A 16,706-nucleotide genomic window follows, 5' to 3' on the forward strand; every position below is an offset into this window, starting at 1 on the left:
CATTTTTAACAACAATGTCGTGAGCGGCGTTCCATCGCGAGCGGATTTTGCGCAATGAATGTTCTTCGACACCGTTAAACGCCATCCGCAGGTGCGTCCAAATAGGTTTTTTCTGCGGCTTCCAGCGCGAAATCGGTATTTGCAGCGTGGCCGAGGCTTTTCAGGGCGCCGGAGAAGGCCAGGATATTGGCTTTCACTGCATCCCGATGCGCTCTCCGACCGGTGTGATTAAGCCTGATCAACCGTTCCGCGCCGGGGCCGACGCCACCGGAAATGTCCGCGCCTTGCTTCTGGGACACAGCCGCGAGGAATGCCCTGGCTTCGAGGGTATCAGGCAGGATCGCCGTGGAAACGAGGGCGGAAGCGTGCGCCTCTTCCACCCAGGTTGGAATGCCAAGCGCCCTGAGGCCGTTTCGGGTGGCCGTCGCTGCCGTTTTGTGGCGTCGATTGGCGGATGCCAGCCCTTCTGACTCGATCCTGTCGAGGGCGGCCTCCAGCGCGTAAAACTCCAGCGGGGCGGGCGTTCCGGGCAGTGCGCCGCGACCGGCATCGAGCCAGAGTTTTTTCTGGTCCATAAGCGAGAGCATGGAGTTGTCAGGAGCGCCGTCATGCGAAAGAAGCGTCCAGGCCCTTTCGCTGACGGAAATGGCGGAAATGCCGGCGGGGCCGGCCAGCGCCTTTTGCGGGCCGATGACGGCGATATCGATACCTAAACGGTCGACGTCGAAAGCATGTCCGCCAATGGACGCGACGGCATCCACAAGGGTCACGATTCCCCGTTCCCGGGCGAGCGCGGCGATGGCGGGCAGGGGGTTGAGGATGCCGCTTGCCGATTCCGCGTGGACGATGGCGAGAAGGTCGAAATCCGGCCCTTCGTCCAGCGCCCGTTCCACTTCCTCCAGGGTGACTGGCCTTGCCGGGCTGGCGGTCAGATTGCGCACGGTCGCGCCGCCCTTTTCCAGCCAGCCGCCAAACCACGTACCATAAGGGCTGGTGACAATGTTGAGCGCTTTCAGGCCTGGTCGCGCAAGGCTGGTGGCTGCGGCTTCGAGCGCCAGCACGGCTTCCGCCTGTATCAGCAGCACGTCGTTGCTTGTGCTCATCAGCGCGGCCAGCCGGTCGGCAAGGGCAGCATAACGCTCGGCAGGAAAAGCGGGTGGGTCGAGCAGCAATGCATAATCCGGAGCGTGCATGTCTTTTCCTTACGTGGTGATGGTCAGGCGCGGTGCGGCGTCGATCAGGGTTCTGGCGGTCGAGGATTGCGGCGCCGAGACGATATTTCCTGTCCGGCCGATTTCAACGATCCTTCCTGCTTCCATGATGGCGACGCGGTGGCAGACGGCGCGAATGACCGCGAGATCATGGGAGACGAAAATACAGGAAACAGCCGTCTCGCGCTGTATTTCCACCAGCAGTTCAAGGATTTGCCGGCGAACCGAAACATCGAGCGCGGAGACGGCTTCGTCCAGGATGAGAAGCGACGGCTTGAGCGCAATCGCCCGTGCGATCGCGACGCGCTGCCTTTGGCCGCCGGAAAGCTCGAAGACCGAGCGGCCGGCATAGCTGGCGGGAAGGCCAACGCGGTCGAGAAGGCGGCGGACTTCCGCCGCACGCTCGCGTCTTGCGACCGTGCGATGAATGCGCAACGGTTCGCCGATGGCATCTTCGACGCTGGCGTGTGGATTGAAAGCGCCATGCGTATCCTGAAACACCATCTGCATGTGCTGGCGGGCGGCGCGAAGCTTGCCGCCGTCCAGTGTCAGCCAATTGTGGCCTCTGAAAAGGATCGTGCCTTCGTCGGCCGGGATCAATCGCATGAGAATGCGCGCAAGCGTGGATTTTCCGCAGCCGGAGGGACCGGCAAGTCCGAGCGTCTCACCGGGCCGAAGCGAAAAAGAGATGTCGGAGAGCGCCGCCACCCTTCTTGCTCCGGTGCGGTAGGTCTTGGACAAGCCGTCGACGGTGAGCAGGGCATCGTTCATGACGCGGCCTCGCTGACCAGCGGCGGCGTGGACAGATCGAGGTAATCGGCAAGCAGCGCACGCGTATAGTCATGGACGGGTGCGGACAGCACCCGCCTCGTCGGGCCATGTTCCACCAGCAATCCCGCGCGCAGAACGGCAATCTCGTCGGCAAGGCTGGATGCAAGGCCGATATCATGGGTGATGAAGACCAGCGTCTTGTTTTCCTGCCGCACCAGATCGTCGAGCAGCGTGGCGATGGCGGCCTGGCTAACCGTATCGAGCGCGCTCGTGGCTTCATCGGCAATCAGGATTGAAGGACTGGCTGCAATGGCGGCGGCAATCGTCACGCGTTGCCTCTGGCCGCCGGAGAGCTGGTGCGGATAGGCCCGGATAAGGTGGGAAGGGTGCGGCAGCCGAACCCGCTCCAGAAGATCGCGGGCAAGATCGCGCGCTTGCCGCCATGAGAGGCCTAGATGCCGGACAGCCCCTTCCGCCACCTGTTCGCCGATGGCGAGAACCGGATTCAGCGTTGCGCCTGTATCCTGAAAGATCGTGCCGATATCCCGCCCTGGCAGCGGCCTGCCGTGGAACAGGCTGTCGCGGCTCCACGAAATATCACCGGAAACCTTCGCATGTCCGGGAAGAAGCCCCGCAATCGCCTTGCCGAGCGTCGATTTCCCCGAGCCGCTTTCGCCGATGATCGCCAGCCTCTGGCCTTGCCGGATCGTCAGCGAGACATTCTGCAATGCCGGCGCATCACTTGCCGCATACCAAACGCTGAGATCGTCGATCCGGCACAGTGCATTTCCGCTCATGGCGCTCGCCTCCCTGTCGCCATCGCCTTGTTGATGCCTTCACCAAGAAGATAAACGCCGAGAACCGTAACCAGAAGGCCGATGCCGGGAATGACCGACAGAAACGCGGCCGAGCGAAGGACATTGCGTCCTTCTGCGATCATCGAACCCCAGGTGACGATATTGGGATCGCCGAGCCCGAGGAAGGATAGGGCGGCTTCGGTCAAAATGGCCGCGGCGACGATGATGGCGGCAAGCGCCATGACCGGCGGCAGGGCATTTGGCAGGATCTGCCTGAATGCGATCTCAAGCGGGTGCATGCCGATGGCGCGGGCGGACTGAACATAATCGCGCTCGCGGATGCTCAAGACCTGCGCCCGCATCAACCGCGCCGGATCCGCCCATGCGCCAAGCGCAATGGCGAGTATGACAATCGGCATGGAGGGCCCGATTGTACTGACGAAGGCGAGCGCTAGCAGGAAGTTCGGGACGATCTGGAAGGCGTCGGTGACGCGCATCAATGCTTCGTCCACAACGCCGCCGGCAAATCCGGCAATGGTGCCGATGACGGTGCCGATAATCAGCGCGGCTGCGGCGGCGCCTATGCCGACGAGCAGGGAGGCCTGCGCGCCATGGGCGAGCTCGCCAAGCACGTTGCGGCCCAGCCGATCGGTGCCGAGCGGTAGGGCCGCATCCGTAAAAGGCGTAATCAGCGGTTCGCCAACGATAGCCAGCGGGTCACCTGGAAAGACGGCGGGTGCGGCAAGCGCCGTCAGGGAAAGCAGCACCAGGATGACGGTTCCCGTCATGCCTTCGAAACTGCGCAGGAGCCGGAAAGCGAAACTCATGCGCCTTGTTCCCCGCTGCCAATGCGCGGATCGAGCACGGAATGGACAATGTCGACGGAGAGGTTGACAAGGATGACAAAAACCGCGCTCGTCAGGATGATGCCCATCAACAACGGGGCGTCTCGGCCAGTGACGGCCTCCTGCGCCAGCCGGCCAAAACCGGGAATGGCAAAAACGCTTTCGATGACCACGCTGCCGCCCAGCATGGTGGCCGCCTGCAGGCCAAGCACGGTGACAAGCGGCAGGGCGGCGTTGCGGGCGACGTGGCGTAGCACGATCCGTCGTTTTGAAAGCCCCTTGGACTGGGCGAAGAGCACGAAATCCAATGGCCAGATCGCCGCCATGGCGGTGCGCATCACGCGCAGGAAAAGCGCAAGATAGATCAGCCCAAGACTGGCGACCGGCAGCACGAGATGGCGGCCGATATCAACCGCCCTCGCCATGCCGTGCTTGCCCGAAGCGATGGTCTCGATGCCGGAGGTAGGCAGCCATCTGAATTTCACCGCGAAGACGATGGCGAGCACGAGCCCAAGCCAGAAGCCGGGCGTGGCGTAAAGCGCGAGTGAGAGTGTGGAAAGCGCGCGGTCTGTCGCCCCGCCCGGACGCGCGCCCGCCACGATGCCGAGTGCTGTGCCGAGGATGAAGGCGAGCGTTGTCGCACTGCCCATCAGAAGAAGCGTGTTCGGCAGCCTTTCCAGGATCAGCCCCAGCACAGGCCGGTCAAAGGCAAGCGACCAGCCGAGATCAAGCCGCAGCACCGAACTCGCATAGAGCCAGAAACGGGCCAGCACGGAGCCGTTCAGACCATATTGTTCACGCAGCGCATCGCGCAGCCCGGCATCGCCGCCGCCGATGGAAACGAGATAGGCGTCGACCGCGTCACCCGATGCGTTTTCAAGCAGCAGGAAGGTGAAGACGAGCACGATCAGCAGCACCGGAATAGCGGTGAATGCCCTTCGCCGCAGCAATTTCGCCGCACGTCTCACGGTGTTGCCTCAGGTATCCACCGCCGTATCCGCCCAGTTGGACACCGCCCACCGAGGATTACTGGCGACATGTTTGACCGTATCGCGCGCCACAGTGATGAAACCCCACTCGGCGACGTTGATCAGCGGCAGATCGGCCGTGACCTGTTTCTGGAAGTCCTTGTAAAGCGCCGTGCGCGCGGCGGCATCCACTGTTATCGCCGCCTTGTCGATCAATTCGTCCAGCGTCTTGTTCTCGTAGCCGCCCTGATTGGAGAAGCCGACGCCGGCCGGAATGCCGGAACGGACGAGAATCGTGGTCGATATTGCGGGATCACCGCGGAACACCGGCGGGGCGATGGCGAGATCGAAGGCGTGGTCGGTGTAAACGGCCTTCTGGTGCGCCGCGGCGTCATTGTTCACCAGTTCTGCATCAATCCCGATTTCCTGAAGCGCCTGCCGCAGATAAGAACCGAACTGGCGGGTCTCATTGAAGTAGGGCGCGGGCAGAAGCTTCAGCGAAAAACGTGTTCCATTCGCGCCACGCGGATAACCCGCCTCATCCAGGAGAGCGTTGGCCCTGGCGACGTCGAAATCATAGGTCTCAACGTCATCCGTGTAAAATTCCGGCGCATTCTTTGGTACGGGGCCGGTCGATGCAGTGGCGTAACCGAGAAAGACCTTGTCGATGACGAATTTCCTGTCGATGGCGTGCGCGATCGCCTTTCTGACCTTGAGATCTGCCAGTTCCTTGCGGCGATGGTTGATTTCCACCACCAACTGATAGGTCAGTGCCTCATAGCCATCCGCAATAACCTTTATGCCGGGCTCCTTGGCGATGCGGGCGAGATCGGCGAGCGGCACGGCTGAAAACGCGGCAAGCTGGATTTCTTCGGCCTCCAGCGCAGAGGCCGCGCCGGCCCGATCGGGAAGGACGCGATAGATGATTTCCTCGAGCTGCGGCTGACCCTTGCCCCAATAGTTCGGGTTCCGCGTCAGGCGGTAATATTCGCCAGGTTTATATTCGGAAAAGACAAAAGGCCCAGTGCCCACCGGTTTAGTATTGGCCGGATTTGTGGCGATGTCGGTACCTTCATAGAGGTGTTTCGGCACGACGCTGGTAACCACCGGCAGCGCATTACGGATGAGCTGGAACGGCGTGGGTTTGGAAAAGCGGAAAATTGCCGTGTGGTCATCAGGCGTTTCCACCGTCTGGAGATTGGCAAAGACCAGCCGCCCGAGATTTTGCAGCGGTTTCCAGACGGAAAGCGCCGAAAACGCAACGTCCGCCGAGGTGAATGGCTTGCCGTCATGCCATGTCACACCCTCGCGAAGCTTGAAGGTGGCGCTGAGCCCGTCATCGGCTCCCTGCCATTCCGTCGCAAGTCGCGGCTCCAGCCCATCGGTGCCGTTAAAGGAGGCCTCGGCCAGGGGCTCGACGATCTTGCTGGCGATGTAAAACACGCCGTTGGAGGCAACGATGGCCGGATTGAGGTTTTTCGGTTCCGAATCGGCCGCGACGATCAGTCGCCCGCCAAATTTCTCCTGTGCGACGGTAATTCCCGCCAATCCCGTGGTTGCGGCCAGCGCGAGCGAGGTCTTGAGAAGCGAGCGGCGGGAAAGCTGGACAGGCGACATGAATTTCACTCCGGAATGAGGGCGAGGCGGGCTTTTCCGCTTGCCCGCGGCGCGCCGATCTTAAGGCTGCAACCTCGGCAGTGTCCACGTTAATTCGCGCCCTTTACAGCAATGATTTTACGTTGCGGAGAGCTTTGCGGAAACAATATGCCCCGTCTCGGAAAATTCGGTTTTCCAGTTCGCCATCAGCGGCGAATTCACGGCGGAAAACTCGACATTACCGAATGAAACCAAGCGTTTGATATGTGTTTTGCGAGGCAGCGGATGGCGCTGCGAACCTGTGGAGCGGTTGAAAATCCGTCGGTACGACCCCGTTTGGAAAGGGGTAATTAACCTTTATTTTTTATTTCAAGGAGACCGAAATATGTACGTTTATGATGAGTGTGCACGCTGCCATGAGCTTCTCCCGATCCAGATTTCAGAATTCGTCCAATAGCGTAGGGGAGGGGAGCGAAAACGCCCGTCATGCCGGTGTCCAGACGCCTGCGGGGCAGCGGACGATCGTGACGGCTGCAGGTGCAGCGCCGCGGCAGAATGCTGACGTGATCGCAGCCGATGCCATCGAAGGCCGTGCCGAGATGCCCGGCTGGCAGAATGCCTTCGTGCTTGGCCCGAATGTCCGCTTTACCCGCACGCCGGAGAGCGTCTTTAACCGGCGTATGCCGGTGGAGACGCCGAATATCCCGGACGAGGAGGCGCCCGCTGCCTCCGTACCGGCTGCCGCAGAGCCCGAGACGGCGGCTCGCCAGGATGCGCCGGCACCCCAGCCAGCCGAGAAGCCGGCCGAGCAACGCATGGCGCCGCCGCGCATGCCGTTTCTGCCGCAGCCGCCCGACGCGCGCGGTGCTCGCGCCTTGACTTACAAATTGCGGCTGGAGCTTGCCCGTAAACAGGCGGAAGAGGCTGCCGCAGCCGTGCGGGATCCATCTTCATCGACGTCTGCCGCGCCCGATGCGGAACCCGCAGCGCCGCAGGCACTTGAGCCGCAACCTGCCGCGCAGCCGGAAGCTGAGACGCAGACTTCCATTCCCGCCTTTGCCGCCCATCTGCCGGATGAGCTGTTCTGGGAAGTGATGACGCTTGATCTGCCCGGCGATGCGGCTGAAGCTCTTACCGCCCAGGTGCGGAGCGCATTTTCCGTTTCGGCGCCCGCAGCTCCGGCGCCTGTAAACACCGTTCTGACAGCGCCTTCATCCGCAGTGGCTGTCGCTCCCGTCTCCCCCGCAGCCGCCCCGGTTATCCTTTCGGCCGAGCCACCTGTCGTCACCGTACCCGGCGGCTCCGCCATCCGGCTTTATCGGGAAATTGGCGTACGGCAGACATTCATTCCAGCCGCCGGCGTGGCTGCCGAACAGGAGTTCGCGTCGCAGCCGATAGCGGAAGCTGCCATGGTCGTTGCGCCGCAGCAGCTTGCAGAGCAGGTTCAGCCGCCGGAAAGGATCGTTGCCGAGCCGCGTTTTACGCCGCGAGCGCCTATCCAGTCTTCTCAGCCCATGTTCCGTGAAGCACCTGTCTTCGCCGATGGGGAATATGAGTATCCTTCGATTGACCTCCTGCAGGAAGCCCGCGTCCAGCAGACCACGACCATGACACCGGAAGCCCTGGAACAGAGCGCCGGTCTACTCGAAAGCGTGCTCGAGGATTTCGGCATCAAGGGTGAGATCATCGATGTCCGCCCTGGTCCTGTCGTCACGCTCTATGAATTCGAGCCCGCCCCTGGCGTCAAGTCCTCGCGTGTCATCGGTCTCTCTGACGATATCGCGCGCTCCATGTCGGCGCTCTCGGCGCGCGTTGCGGTCGTGCCCGGCCGCAATGTCATCGGCATCGAGCTGCCGAACCCGGTGCGCGAGACGGTTTACCTGCGTGAACTGATCGAGGCGCAGGATTACGCCGAGACACGCCAGAAGCTTGCCCTTTGCCTCGGCAAGACCATCGGCGGCGAACCGGTTATCGCCGAACTTGCGAAGATGCCGCACCTTCTGGTCGCCGGTACCACCGGTTCGGGCAAGTCCGTTGCCATCAACACTATGATCTTGTCGCTGCTCTACCGCCTGAAGCCGGAAGAATGCCGCCTGATCATGGTCGACCCGAAGATGCTCGAGCTCTCGGTCTATGACGGTATTCCGCATCTCCTGACGCCTGTCGTCACCGATCCGAAAAAGGCGGTGATGGCGTTGAAGTGGGCGGTGCGTGAAATGGAAGACCGCTACCGCAAGATGTCGCGTCTCGGCGTGCGCAATATTGATGGTTACAATGCAAGGGCCGCTGCTGCCCGTGCCAAGGGCGAGACGGTGTTCTGCAATGTCCAGACCGGCTTCGATCGCGCCACTGGCGAAGCGGTCTATGAACAGGAGGAAATGGACCTGACGGCGATGCCTTATATCGTTGTCATCGTCGATGAAATGGCCGACCTGATGATGGTCGCCGGCAAGGAGATCGAAGGTGCGATCCAGCGTCTGGCGCAGATGGCGCGCGCCGCCGGCATCCATCTCATCATGGCAACCCAGCGTCCCTCGGTCGATGTCATCACGGGCACGATCAAGGCCAACTTCCCGACCCGCATCTCCTTCCAGGTGACGTCGAAGATCGACAGCCGCACCATTCTTGGTGAGCAGGGGGCGGAGCATCTGCTCGGCCAGGGCGACATGCTGCACATGATGGGCGGTGGCCGCATCGCCCGAGTTCACGGCCCCTTCGTGTCCGACGAGGAAGTTGAAAAGGTCGTGGCGCATCTGAAGACGCAGGGTCGTCCGGAATATCTGGGCACGGTCACTGAAGATGCCGAGGAAGCGGAAGAAGAGGCGGAAGAGGATACGGCTGTCTTCGACAAGACCTCGATGGGCGACGACGACATCGATGACCTCTATGAAAAGGCCGTCAAAATAGTGATGCGCGACAAGAAGTGCTCGACCTCCTATATCCAGCGCCGCCTTTCGGTGGGCTATAACCGCGCCGCCTCGCTGGTGGAGCGAATGGAGCAGGAAGGCATTGTCGGACCTGCCAACCATGTCGGCAAGCGCGCCATCATCGCCGGCGAGCGCGACTCTTATGATGCGATGGGCTCCGACGACTGATCATCGCGTCACCAAATGAACGAAGGGGGAGATGTTGCAAACAACATCTCCCTTTTTCTTTCTGTGGCGTTCGTTGCGAATGTCTGCGAAGCCGCTATTTCATTCCCGTTCCGGCGATGCCTGTCGTGATGTAGCGCTGCAGGAACAGGAACACGACCGTGACGGGTGCCAGGCTGAGGAAGGTCATGGCGAGGATATAGTGCCATTGCACAGAGAACTCGCCCTGAAAGGCGTTCAACCCCACCTGCAGCGTGAAATTCTCACGGCTGCTGAGAACGATTAGCGGCCAGAGGAAGTCGTTCCAGCGCCACAAAACCGAGAATATGGCGAGAACCGCGAGCGCCGGGGCCGTCAGCGGCAGGATGATGCGCCAGAAGATGCGGAATTCGCTGGCGGCGTCCACGCGCGCCGCCTCGATCAGTTCGTCGGGGATGGTCAGCATATATTGCCGGAGCAGGAACACGCCTGTCGGCGTCGCGACGGTGGGAATGATGACGCCCCAGAGATTATCGACGAGACCGACACCGACGATGACGAGATAGGCCGGCACCATGACGACGGTGAGCGGGATCATCAGAGTGGAGATGATCAGCACGAAGATCGCCTTTTCGCCACGGAAACGGTATTTGGAGAGCGCAAAGGCTGCCATGGCGTTGACGATCAGCGTCAGGACCGTTGCGACGACGGTGACGAAGACCGAGTTCTTGAGGAAGGTGAGGAAGCTGAACTGTGTCAGGGGATCGGTGAAGTTCTCCGTCGCGATGGTCAGCTTCTGAACCGGCGTTATTTCCCGTGTGTCGACACTGATTGGCGGGCCCGGATTGGCTGGGTCCACCATCTGGGCTTTGAGGCCGATGCGGCGGACCATGGCCATCTCACGCTCTGCGCCGTCGATGGTGGCCTTCCACAGGCTGAGCGGCCTGTCGTAGCCCTGAACCTCCACTTGCACGGCAGCGCGCGGCAGGAGGCTTGGCGGAAACCGCGTGATTTCGGCTTCCGGTTTCAGCGATGACATGGCGGCCCAGACAACCGGGATGAGGACGGCGAGTGTGCCGCCGATGAGCCAGACCCAGGAGAGGATATCGGTGAGGCCGATCCGGCCGGGACGGCGGGTGCGCGTGAGGAAAGAGACGGCATTGGACATGGTCAGGACTCCATCTTTTTGCCGAGGCGCAATTGCACGAGGGTAAGTGCGAGAAGCACAAGGCCCATCAGAACCGAGGCGGCGGATGCGAGGCCAAACAGCCTCAGGTCACTGCCGAAAGCCATCTGGTAGATATATTGCACCACAAACGTATTGGCCGTGCCTGGGCCGCCGCCATTGGTCAGAACCCAGGCTTCATCAAATATCTGCACCGATCGGATCATCAACAGGATGAGCACGACGAGCAGGTTGGGGCCGAGAAGCGGCAGGGTGATGCGCAAAAGCGTGCGCCGGGGCGAGGCGGCATCGATGGCGGCGGCTTCATAGAGGTCCTTCGGGATGGCCTGAAGGCCGGCGAGCAGGATCAGCGTATAAAAGCCCATGTGGAACCAGACCGAAACGACCACCACGAAAAAGCGCGACCAGCCGACATCCAGCAGGAAGATTTCCGGCGGCACGCCCAGCATCTGGAAGAAGGCATTGAGTAGGCCGTTGCGGTCCAGAAACCACTTCCAGATGAGGCCGATGACGACGGGCGACAGCAGGACGGGATAAAAGAACATGGCACGGAAGAAACCACGCGCGGCAATCGCCCGGTTGAGGATGAGGGCGGTGATGAGCGCCACAAGCAAAGTGGCGATGACATTGAAGCCGACAAACCACAGCGTGTTCCAGATCGCCGTCCAGAACAGCGATTCCCGGCAGCTGCCGGGGTCCATATAGCTCTGGCAATCCAGCAGCTTGCCGAAATTCTCGAAACCGACGAAGGGGCGGTCGGTGATCAAGAGTTCGGTGCCGCCGGTAAAGGCATAACCGACCGCAATCGCAATCGGGAGGAAGGTGAAGATGCCAAAAAGAACGAGGTTCGGCATCAGGAAGATATAGGGCATGCGCCTTTTGCCGATCAGCCGCTCGATGAAGTTGAGCGGCACCTCGGCAATCGCCATCACGGCGTCGAGCGCACGGTCGGACAGTCTCGCAAGCGTCGGATTGGCCATGCTACCCCCTCCCTTCGCCCGCAAGGCGCGGCAGCGCCAGTTCGGTGGCGGGATCAAAGACATGAACCTTCTCCCGTGCCGGCATAATCTTCAGCACCGCGCCGGAGGCTGGCGCGAAATGGCCGGCCTGATGCACGATGATCTGGTCCTTCTCACCCTTGATATTGCCGTAGAGATAGGTCTCGGTGCCGAGGCTTTCGTGGTATTGCACCTCGAAGGGCAGGCCGGCATCCGCGATGGTGAAATGCGAGGGTCGGATGCCCGCAAGAACGGCCTGCCCGGGACTGACGGTTGCGGGATCGACAAGGCAGGGGAGCGCCACGCCATGGCCGGCATCGATGGAAATGGTGCCGTCGTCGCGCTTGATGATGGTGCCTTTCAGCATGTTCATGCGCGGCGAACCGAGGAAGCCGGCAACGAAGAGGTTGCGCGGATTGTCGAAAAGCTCGAGCGGGCTGCCCACCTGTTCGATGCGTCCGGCGCGCAGCACCACGATCTTGTCGGCCATGGTCATGGCTTCCACCTGATCGTGGGTGACATAGATCATCGTCGTCTTGATATCGCGATGTAGTCGGGTGATTTCGGCGCGTGTCTGCACGCGCAGTGCGGCATCGAGGTTCGATAGCGGCTCGTCGAAGAGGAAGATGTCAGGCTCGCGCACGATGGCACGGCCGATGGCGACGCGCTGGCGCTGGCCGCCGGAAAGCTGTTTCGGCTTGCGGTCGAGATAGGGTTCGATGGCGAGCATACGCGCCGCCTCGTTGATGCGGTTTTCGATTTCCGACCGCTTGAAGCGCAGGTTTTCCAGGCCGAAGGCGGAATACTCGGCTGCGGCCAGCCTCTCTTTCCTCTGACCGGGTACCGGGCAAGCCCGACGCTGATAAATGCAACAGCAATCGACAAGGGCTGTGTGAGATTGCATTACCGCTTTTCATGACGCTCCGGCGACCATGGAACCGCAGCGGCCAGGATGAGACTCAAAGCCCCAGGAATTTGAAAGGTTGAGCCTCCTTCAGGCTGTCATTCGCCATGCCGGAATAGATATGGATCTGATTGGGGCCGAGGTCGAGTTTCTTCACTGTACCCGTCTCTTTGGAAAGATCGAGCTTCGTGAGGTCAATCCAGAAAATATTCGGTGTCAGCGCGGATTCGAAGAAATACAGCTTGCGCTTGTGATCGATCACCGTGCGCCAGCGGGTGGAGGATATGTTGGGCTGGTCCGGGGTCGTGATGCCGTAAGGAACGGAGACGTTGCGGATGACACTGAACACGCTTGCGATGGCTTCGACCGGGTTTTCGCTTTTGGGTATTGCGTTTGCGTAAAAGGATGCGCGGGCGAAACGGTCGGACGCGCGGTTCGTGCCCGGCAGCATGACGGTGCCGCCAATCTGCTTCCAGTATTCGTTCAATGCCAACTGATGGTCGAAAGTCGGCGAATTGGTCATCACCTGATACTGGCGGCCGTGATGGATGACCTGCTTGCCATCGATATATTCAACGATCGCACTGTCGCCACTCCCATCGGAGAGCGATAGATGCAGTGTCGCCAGACGCTCTTCGCCGGGGACATTATCAGTCACGATCGTGAACGGGTTTTTCTCGAGCGCACGCACCGCTTCCTCCACGGTCGCGAAATTGTCGAGCACATATTGCGCCCATGCTGCGATGGACAAGCCCGGAGATTTACCGTCATAGACGGGATAACTCGACTCAACGAGCCAGAGAACGTTGGCCGCCAGGCCTGCCTCGTTCACGCCGTCCGTCGTGGAAATGTCGTAACCCGATGCAATGACGCTGCCATATTTCGAGGTCCATTTTATGGAGTTCGGACCGGCCTCACCGGAACGTTCCATGCCGCGGGGGAAAACCCAGATATTTGTCCCCACATCGGTTTTCCAGTCCATCGAACGGGCCGTCATTACCTGATTATTCTCGCCCAAATAAACGAAACGCGTGCAGGCCTCCGCAACTGACGTGGTGAGCGTGGCGATGGACACCATGGCGGCGGTGAAGGCAGAGAAAAGCGGCAGGGTCTTCGGGCGCATTTAAACGTCTCCGGTGCTTTCGGTACAAGATACAGCGTATGATAGAAGATCGGACTTGTTGGCGGGAGTCAAATAGGTTTAGCTACGGGCGATTAGTTGGGGAGAAGGCATTGCTAAAATTATCGGTTTTTGCGGTCTTTACGGCCTTTTCCGCAACTGCGGCCTCAGGCGCGGATGAGGTTCGTGCCGCGCCCGCAACGGTTGATGGAGCCGATTGGGCGTTTCAGGCCACGGGTTATCTATGGGCCACTGGTTTGAACGGCAACATCTCGCCGTTCCGGCGGGCGCCGAGGCTTCATGTCGAAAAATCCTTCTCCGATGTGATGGAGGATCTCAACTTCGGCGGGTTTCTTAACGTCTGGGGCCGTTATGACCGCTTCGTCCTCTCCGGCGACATCATGTATGTCGATACTACGGACAGCAAGGCGGCCGGGCCGCTGCCGGCACTGCAAATTCCCGGTTTGCCGATCTTGCCGGCCGGCGCTGCGATAGATGCAGATGTCGATACGCAAGAATTTATGGCGACGCTGCAGGCCGGATACCGCATCATTGATGCAGATGGATTTTCGCTGGACGCGCTTGCCGGGGCTCGCTTCTGGCATATTTCTAATGAGGTGGCGGTGACCGCAAGCCATCCCCTGATCGGCAGCGTATCAGCTACGCATCAGGAGAGTTTCGGGTGGGTTGATCCCGTGATCGGCGCGCGCGCCTTTTTCAACCTCACGGATAAACTCTCCGTGCAGGGACAGTTCGATATCGGCGGCTTTGGAGCGGGGTCGGATTTCACTTGGTCCGCACTGGCGACGGTGAACTACATTTTTACCGACACCCTGTTCGTCTCGGCAGGCTACAAGGTGCTCGACGTGGATTATTCAGACGACGGTTATGTTTTTGATTCGAGGCTGAGCGGGCCGGTGGTCGGTCTGACCTATCGGTTCTAGCCATTGAATTGCGTTGTCTCGCCACCGTTCATATCCCATCTGAGAAACAATTTTAGTTTCCCCTTAACTTTGGTTTCTATGCGGTCTTGCAGACCAACGCTTGTTGCAATAACTTCTGGTTGTTGTTTGACTCGAGAAAACGCACGAATGGAGATTGGCGGATCGTGCTTAAAATTCACGGATGAAAAATAACGTCCATGCCATGGTGTTGGCAAGATTGATTATTACGTGAATTTTCAGCGAGCGCGGTTCCTTGGGCAAATGACTTGCGACGATCGTTTCGCAAAGAAAGTTACTACTTTAACGCTTCTTGGATCAGATGAACTGATCTATGTACCCGGTAGGGGATCGACAGCAAGGACAGCTGCGGAGTGAAGCATGGGCGGCATTGCCGCGACAAACTTCATCTCCAATGCAGGCCTCCTAAACATGCCCGTTGCTGCTCACATTTCTGCTTGCCGACCGTCACTCCTTCCGTATTTTTGTCTCGCAATTGCGCCGGCCACTCGAATCTTCGCAACATCCCCGGTCGCCGTGCGGGCAGAGCGGAATGCCTCCGTTAAGTCGACGGACGCTTTCAAGCGGACCTTTGCCATTTCGCTTTTTGCAAGCCTGATCGCGTCAGGGCAGGCAAGTGCACAGTCACCCGCCGACGATTTTTCCCGTCGGCAAGAACAACAAGAACAGTTGCAGCGGCTGGAAAACCTGAAGCGGGTCACGCCTGGTGGCGTCACTAGCCGTGCGGACAGGGCACCAGGAGGCGAGGCGAAGTCCAATGGCCCATGCTTCAATATCTCGCGCGTGGAGATCGAAGGTGCGGCACGGCTGTCCGCCGCTGAATTCAGAAAAATTACGCAGCGTTACGACAATCGCTGCATCGGTGTTGCGGATATCACCACTCTGCTCAAGGCCATCACCGACCTCTATCTCGACAAGGGATTCGTGACGTCTCGCGCCTATGTTCCCCCACAGGATATTGCCGGAACAAAACTGCTGCGATTGGTGGTCGTCGAAGGCACGATCTCGGATATCTACCTTAACGGCCACCCGGTTGCGAGAAACGGTTCATTCGCGACGGCTTTTCCCGGCGTGAAGGGTGAGGTCGCCAATATCCGCGATATTGAACAGGGGCTGGATCAGATCAACCGCCTGTCATCGAACGACGCGAAAACCTCCATGTTGCCGGGCAAAGAGGACGGCACGTCTATCCTCAACGTCCACAACAAGCCGCGCAAGCGCTGGTACGTGAGCATTTCCAACAACAATCTCGGTCAAGAGAGTACCGGTTACTCCCAGACCAATGTTTCCGTCGGCTTAGACGACCTGTTGGGCATCAATGATCAGTTGGGGTTCTCCTATGGGCGTAGCGGCCCGGACTACCCTTGGGACGACGATGGCCGCGGGCACAGCAACAGCTATTCGGTCAATACAAGTGTACCTTATGGCTACTGGACGTTTTCAACGAATGGCTCCTGGTACGAATATGACAGCGCTATTCCCGGCAATTTTGGGCCGATCGAAACCTCGGGCAATTCCGGTCAGGCTGGGTTTGGCATAGATCGCGTCATTCTGCGCGACAAGGATTCCATCACGACGCTCAGAGGCGGTCTCACCTACAAGCAGACCGACAACTTTCTTCTCGGCAATCGAATTGAGGTGGGAAGCCGCCGATACACGATAGGCAGTCTGGGCTTGTCGCGTTCACAGAGAATTCTGGGTGGCGTCATCGCTCTCGATTTTGCCCTTGATAAGGGTCTCGATCTCTTTGACGCGGTGGAGGCCGGAGAGCCGGGAGCGGGCACGGCAGATCCCCGGTTTCTGAAGTTCAACACGACCGTCAGCGCGACGCGGCCGTTCGAGGCGGCTGGCCAGCGGTTCGAGTTAACGACACTTCTCAATGCCCAATATTCTCCCGATAACATGTTTGGCGCGGAGCAGATCGGACTTGGTGGCTCCAGCAACGTACGCGGCCTGAGGGAAAGTGTCATATTCGGCAACAACGGGTTTTTCAGCCGCAACGAACTGGTTTGGCGGACAATGCCATGGGAGGGCACAAGTCTGGCGCCCGTTCTGGGCGAATTACGCCCCTACCTGGGCCTCGATTATGGCCGCGTGTTCTCGCAGCATCGCTTCGATATTCCAGACGGCTATCTCGCAAGTTGGACCGTTGGTGCGAAACTCGTGGGCGGAAACATCAGTGCCGATTTCGGCTACTCCCAGGCATTTTCCAGCAGCGTAAGTGGCGGACGCGGAAATCTCATTTTCGCCAGCGTAACGGCACGCTGGTAGGCTTCA

At 59.9% G+C, this 16,706-nt stretch carries 12 protein-coding genes and 2 pseudogenes; 4 read left to right on the forward strand and 10 right to left on the reverse strand.

What is annotated here, in order from left to right; genetic code table 11:
• Nucleotides 1-74: 74 nt before the first annotated feature.
• From DOU54_RS11285 to DOU54_RS11310, 6 genes are read right to left on the reverse strand one after another with little or no spacing between them, the layout of a single operon-like run.
• A complete protein-coding gene (locus DOU54_RS11285; RefSeq protein WP_113731308.1) occupies nt 75-1,193 on the reverse strand; it encodes a pyridoxal-phosphate-dependent aminotransferase family protein in 1,119 nt (372 codons plus the stop codon).
• A 9-nt stretch (nt 1,194-1,202) separates the two neighbouring features.
• A complete protein-coding gene (locus DOU54_RS11290; RefSeq protein ID WP_037093501.1) occupies nt 1,203-1,982 on the reverse strand; it encodes an ABC transporter ATP-binding protein in 780 nt (259 codons plus the stop codon).
• Nucleotides 1,979-2,779, reverse strand: coding sequence for an ABC transporter ATP-binding protein (locus tag DOU54_RS11295; RefSeq protein ID WP_037093499.1), 801 nt, complete (start codon nt 2,777-2,779; stop codon nt 1,979-1,981). Before DOU54_RS11295 ends, DOU54_RS11290 begins: the two co-directional genes overlap by 4 nt.
• Nucleotides 2,776-3,606 (reverse strand): ABC transporter permease, encoded by an 831-nt coding sequence (locus DOU54_RS11300; RefSeq protein WP_113731309.1) that lies wholly within the window; start codon nt 3,604-3,606, stop codon nt 2,776-2,778. Before DOU54_RS11300 ends, DOU54_RS11295 begins: the two co-directional genes overlap by 4 nt.
• A complete protein-coding gene (locus tag DOU54_RS11305; RefSeq protein WP_006697258.1) occupies nt 3,603-4,592 on the reverse strand; it encodes an ABC transporter permease in 990 nt (329 codons plus the stop codon). The genes DOU54_RS11300 and DOU54_RS11305 overlap by 4 nt, the downstream gene beginning before the upstream one ends.
• Nucleotides 4,593-4,601: 9 nt before the next feature.
• A complete protein-coding gene (locus DOU54_RS11310) occupies nt 4,602-6,209 on the reverse strand; it encodes an ABC transporter substrate-binding protein (RefSeq protein ID WP_113731310.1) in 1,608 nt (535 codons plus the stop codon).
• A gap of 374 nt (nt 6,210-6,583) precedes the next feature.
• On the opposite strand from DOU54_RS11310, the gene DOU54_RS11315 reads away from it, so the two are divergent.
• Entirely contained in the window at nt 6,584-9,283 is a 2,700-nt protein-coding gene (locus tag DOU54_RS11315) for a DNA translocase FtsK (RefSeq protein ID WP_113731311.1), read from the forward strand.
• Nucleotides 9,284-9,377: 94 nt separating this feature from the next.
• Here the strand turns inward: DOU54_RS11315 and DOU54_RS11320 are convergent, their stop codons facing one another.
• The 3 genes and pseudogenes from DOU54_RS11320 to DOU54_RS11330 all read right to left on the reverse strand — a co-directional run.
• Complete coding sequence (locus tag DOU54_RS11320) at nt 9,378-10,427, reverse strand: carbohydrate ABC transporter permease (RefSeq protein ID WP_022563731.1); 1,050 nt, start codon at nt 10,425-10,427, stop codon at nt 9,378-9,380.
• Nucleotides 10,428-10,429: 2 nt separating this feature from the next.
• On the reverse strand, nt 10,430-11,425 hold the full coding sequence (locus tag DOU54_RS11325; RefSeq protein ID WP_113731312.1) for a carbohydrate ABC transporter permease: 996 nt from the start codon (nt 11,423-11,425) through the stop codon (nt 10,430-10,432).
• Nucleotide 11,426: 1 nt separating this feature from the next.
• Nucleotides 11,427-12,242 (reverse strand): annotated as a pseudogene (locus tag DOU54_RS11330) (ABC transporter ATP-binding protein); the annotation flags it as partial.
• A 3-nt stretch (nt 12,243-12,245) separates the two neighbouring features.
• Here DOU54_RS11330 and DOU54_RS28425 point away from each other — a divergent pair.
• Nucleotides 12,246-12,362, forward strand: a pseudogene (locus tag DOU54_RS28425) (dihydrofolate reductase family protein); the annotation flags it as partial.
• 40 nt (nt 12,363-12,402) lie between these two features.
• On the opposite strand, the gene DOU54_RS11340 reads toward DOU54_RS28425, so the two are convergent.
• Nucleotides 12,403-13,470: a linear amide C-N hydrolase gene (locus DOU54_RS11340; protein WP_064263001.1), complete on the reverse strand. Its 1,068-nt coding sequence runs from the start codon at nt 13,468-13,470 to the stop codon at nt 12,403-12,405.
• A 110-nt stretch (nt 13,471-13,580) separates the two neighbouring features.
• On the opposite strand from DOU54_RS11340, the gene DOU54_RS11345 reads away from it, so the two are divergent.
• Complete coding sequence (locus DOU54_RS11345; protein ID WP_113731313.1) at nt 13,581-14,411, forward strand: porin family protein; 831 nt, start codon at nt 13,581-13,583, stop codon at nt 14,409-14,411.
• A gap of 378 nt (nt 14,412-14,789) precedes the next feature.
• Nucleotides 14,790-16,700, forward strand: coding sequence for a ShlB/FhaC/HecB family hemolysin secretion/activation protein (locus tag DOU54_RS11350; RefSeq protein ID WP_113731314.1), 1,911 nt, complete (start codon nt 14,790-14,792; stop codon nt 16,698-16,700).
• Nucleotides 16,701-16,706: the final 6 nt, after the last annotated feature.

Origin of the sequence: Agrobacterium sp. MS2, from assembly GCF_003261015.1 — a bacterium.
GTDB lineage: Bacteria > Pseudomonadota > Alphaproteobacteria > Rhizobiales > Rhizobiaceae > Agrobacterium > Agrobacterium pusense.

Coding starts and splice junctions, on each gene's coding strand:
- DOU54_RS11285 (WP_113731308.1), bottom strand. CDS start 1,193: ATGCACGCTCCGGATTATGCATTGCTGCTCGACCCACCCGCTTTTCCT.
- DOU54_RS11290 (WP_037093501.1), bottom strand. CDS start 1,982: ATGAACGATGCCCTGCTCACCGTCGACGGCTTGTCCAAGACCTACCGC.
- DOU54_RS11295 (WP_037093499.1), bottom strand. CDS start 2,779: ATGAGCGGAAATGCACTGTGCCGGATCGACGATCTCAGCGTTTGGTAT.
- DOU54_RS11300 (WP_113731309.1), bottom strand. CDS start 3,606: ATGAGTTTCGCTTTCCGGCTCCTGCGCAGTTTCGAAGGCATGACGGGA.
- DOU54_RS11310 (WP_113731310.1), bottom strand. CDS start 6,209: ATGTCGCCTGTCCAGCTTTCCCGCCGCTCGCTTCTCAAGACCTCGCTC.
- DOU54_RS11315 (WP_113731311.1), top strand. CDS start 6,584: ATGATGAGTGTGCACGCTGCCATGAGCTTCTCCCGATCCAGATTTCAG.
- DOU54_RS11320 (WP_022563731.1), bottom strand. CDS start 10,427: ATGTCCAATGCCGTCTCTTTCCTCACGCGCACCCGCCGTCCCGGCCGG.
- DOU54_RS11325 (WP_113731312.1), bottom strand. CDS start 11,425: ATGGCCAATCCGACGCTTGCGAGACTGTCCGACCGTGCGCTCGACGCC.
- DOU54_RS11340 (WP_064263001.1), bottom strand. CDS start 13,470: ATGCGCCCGAAGACCCTGCCGCTTTTCTCTGCCTTCACCGCCGCCATG.
- DOU54_RS11350 (WP_113731314.1), top strand. CDS start 14,790: ATGGGCGGCATTGCCGCGACAAACTTCATCTCCAATGCAGGCCTCCTA.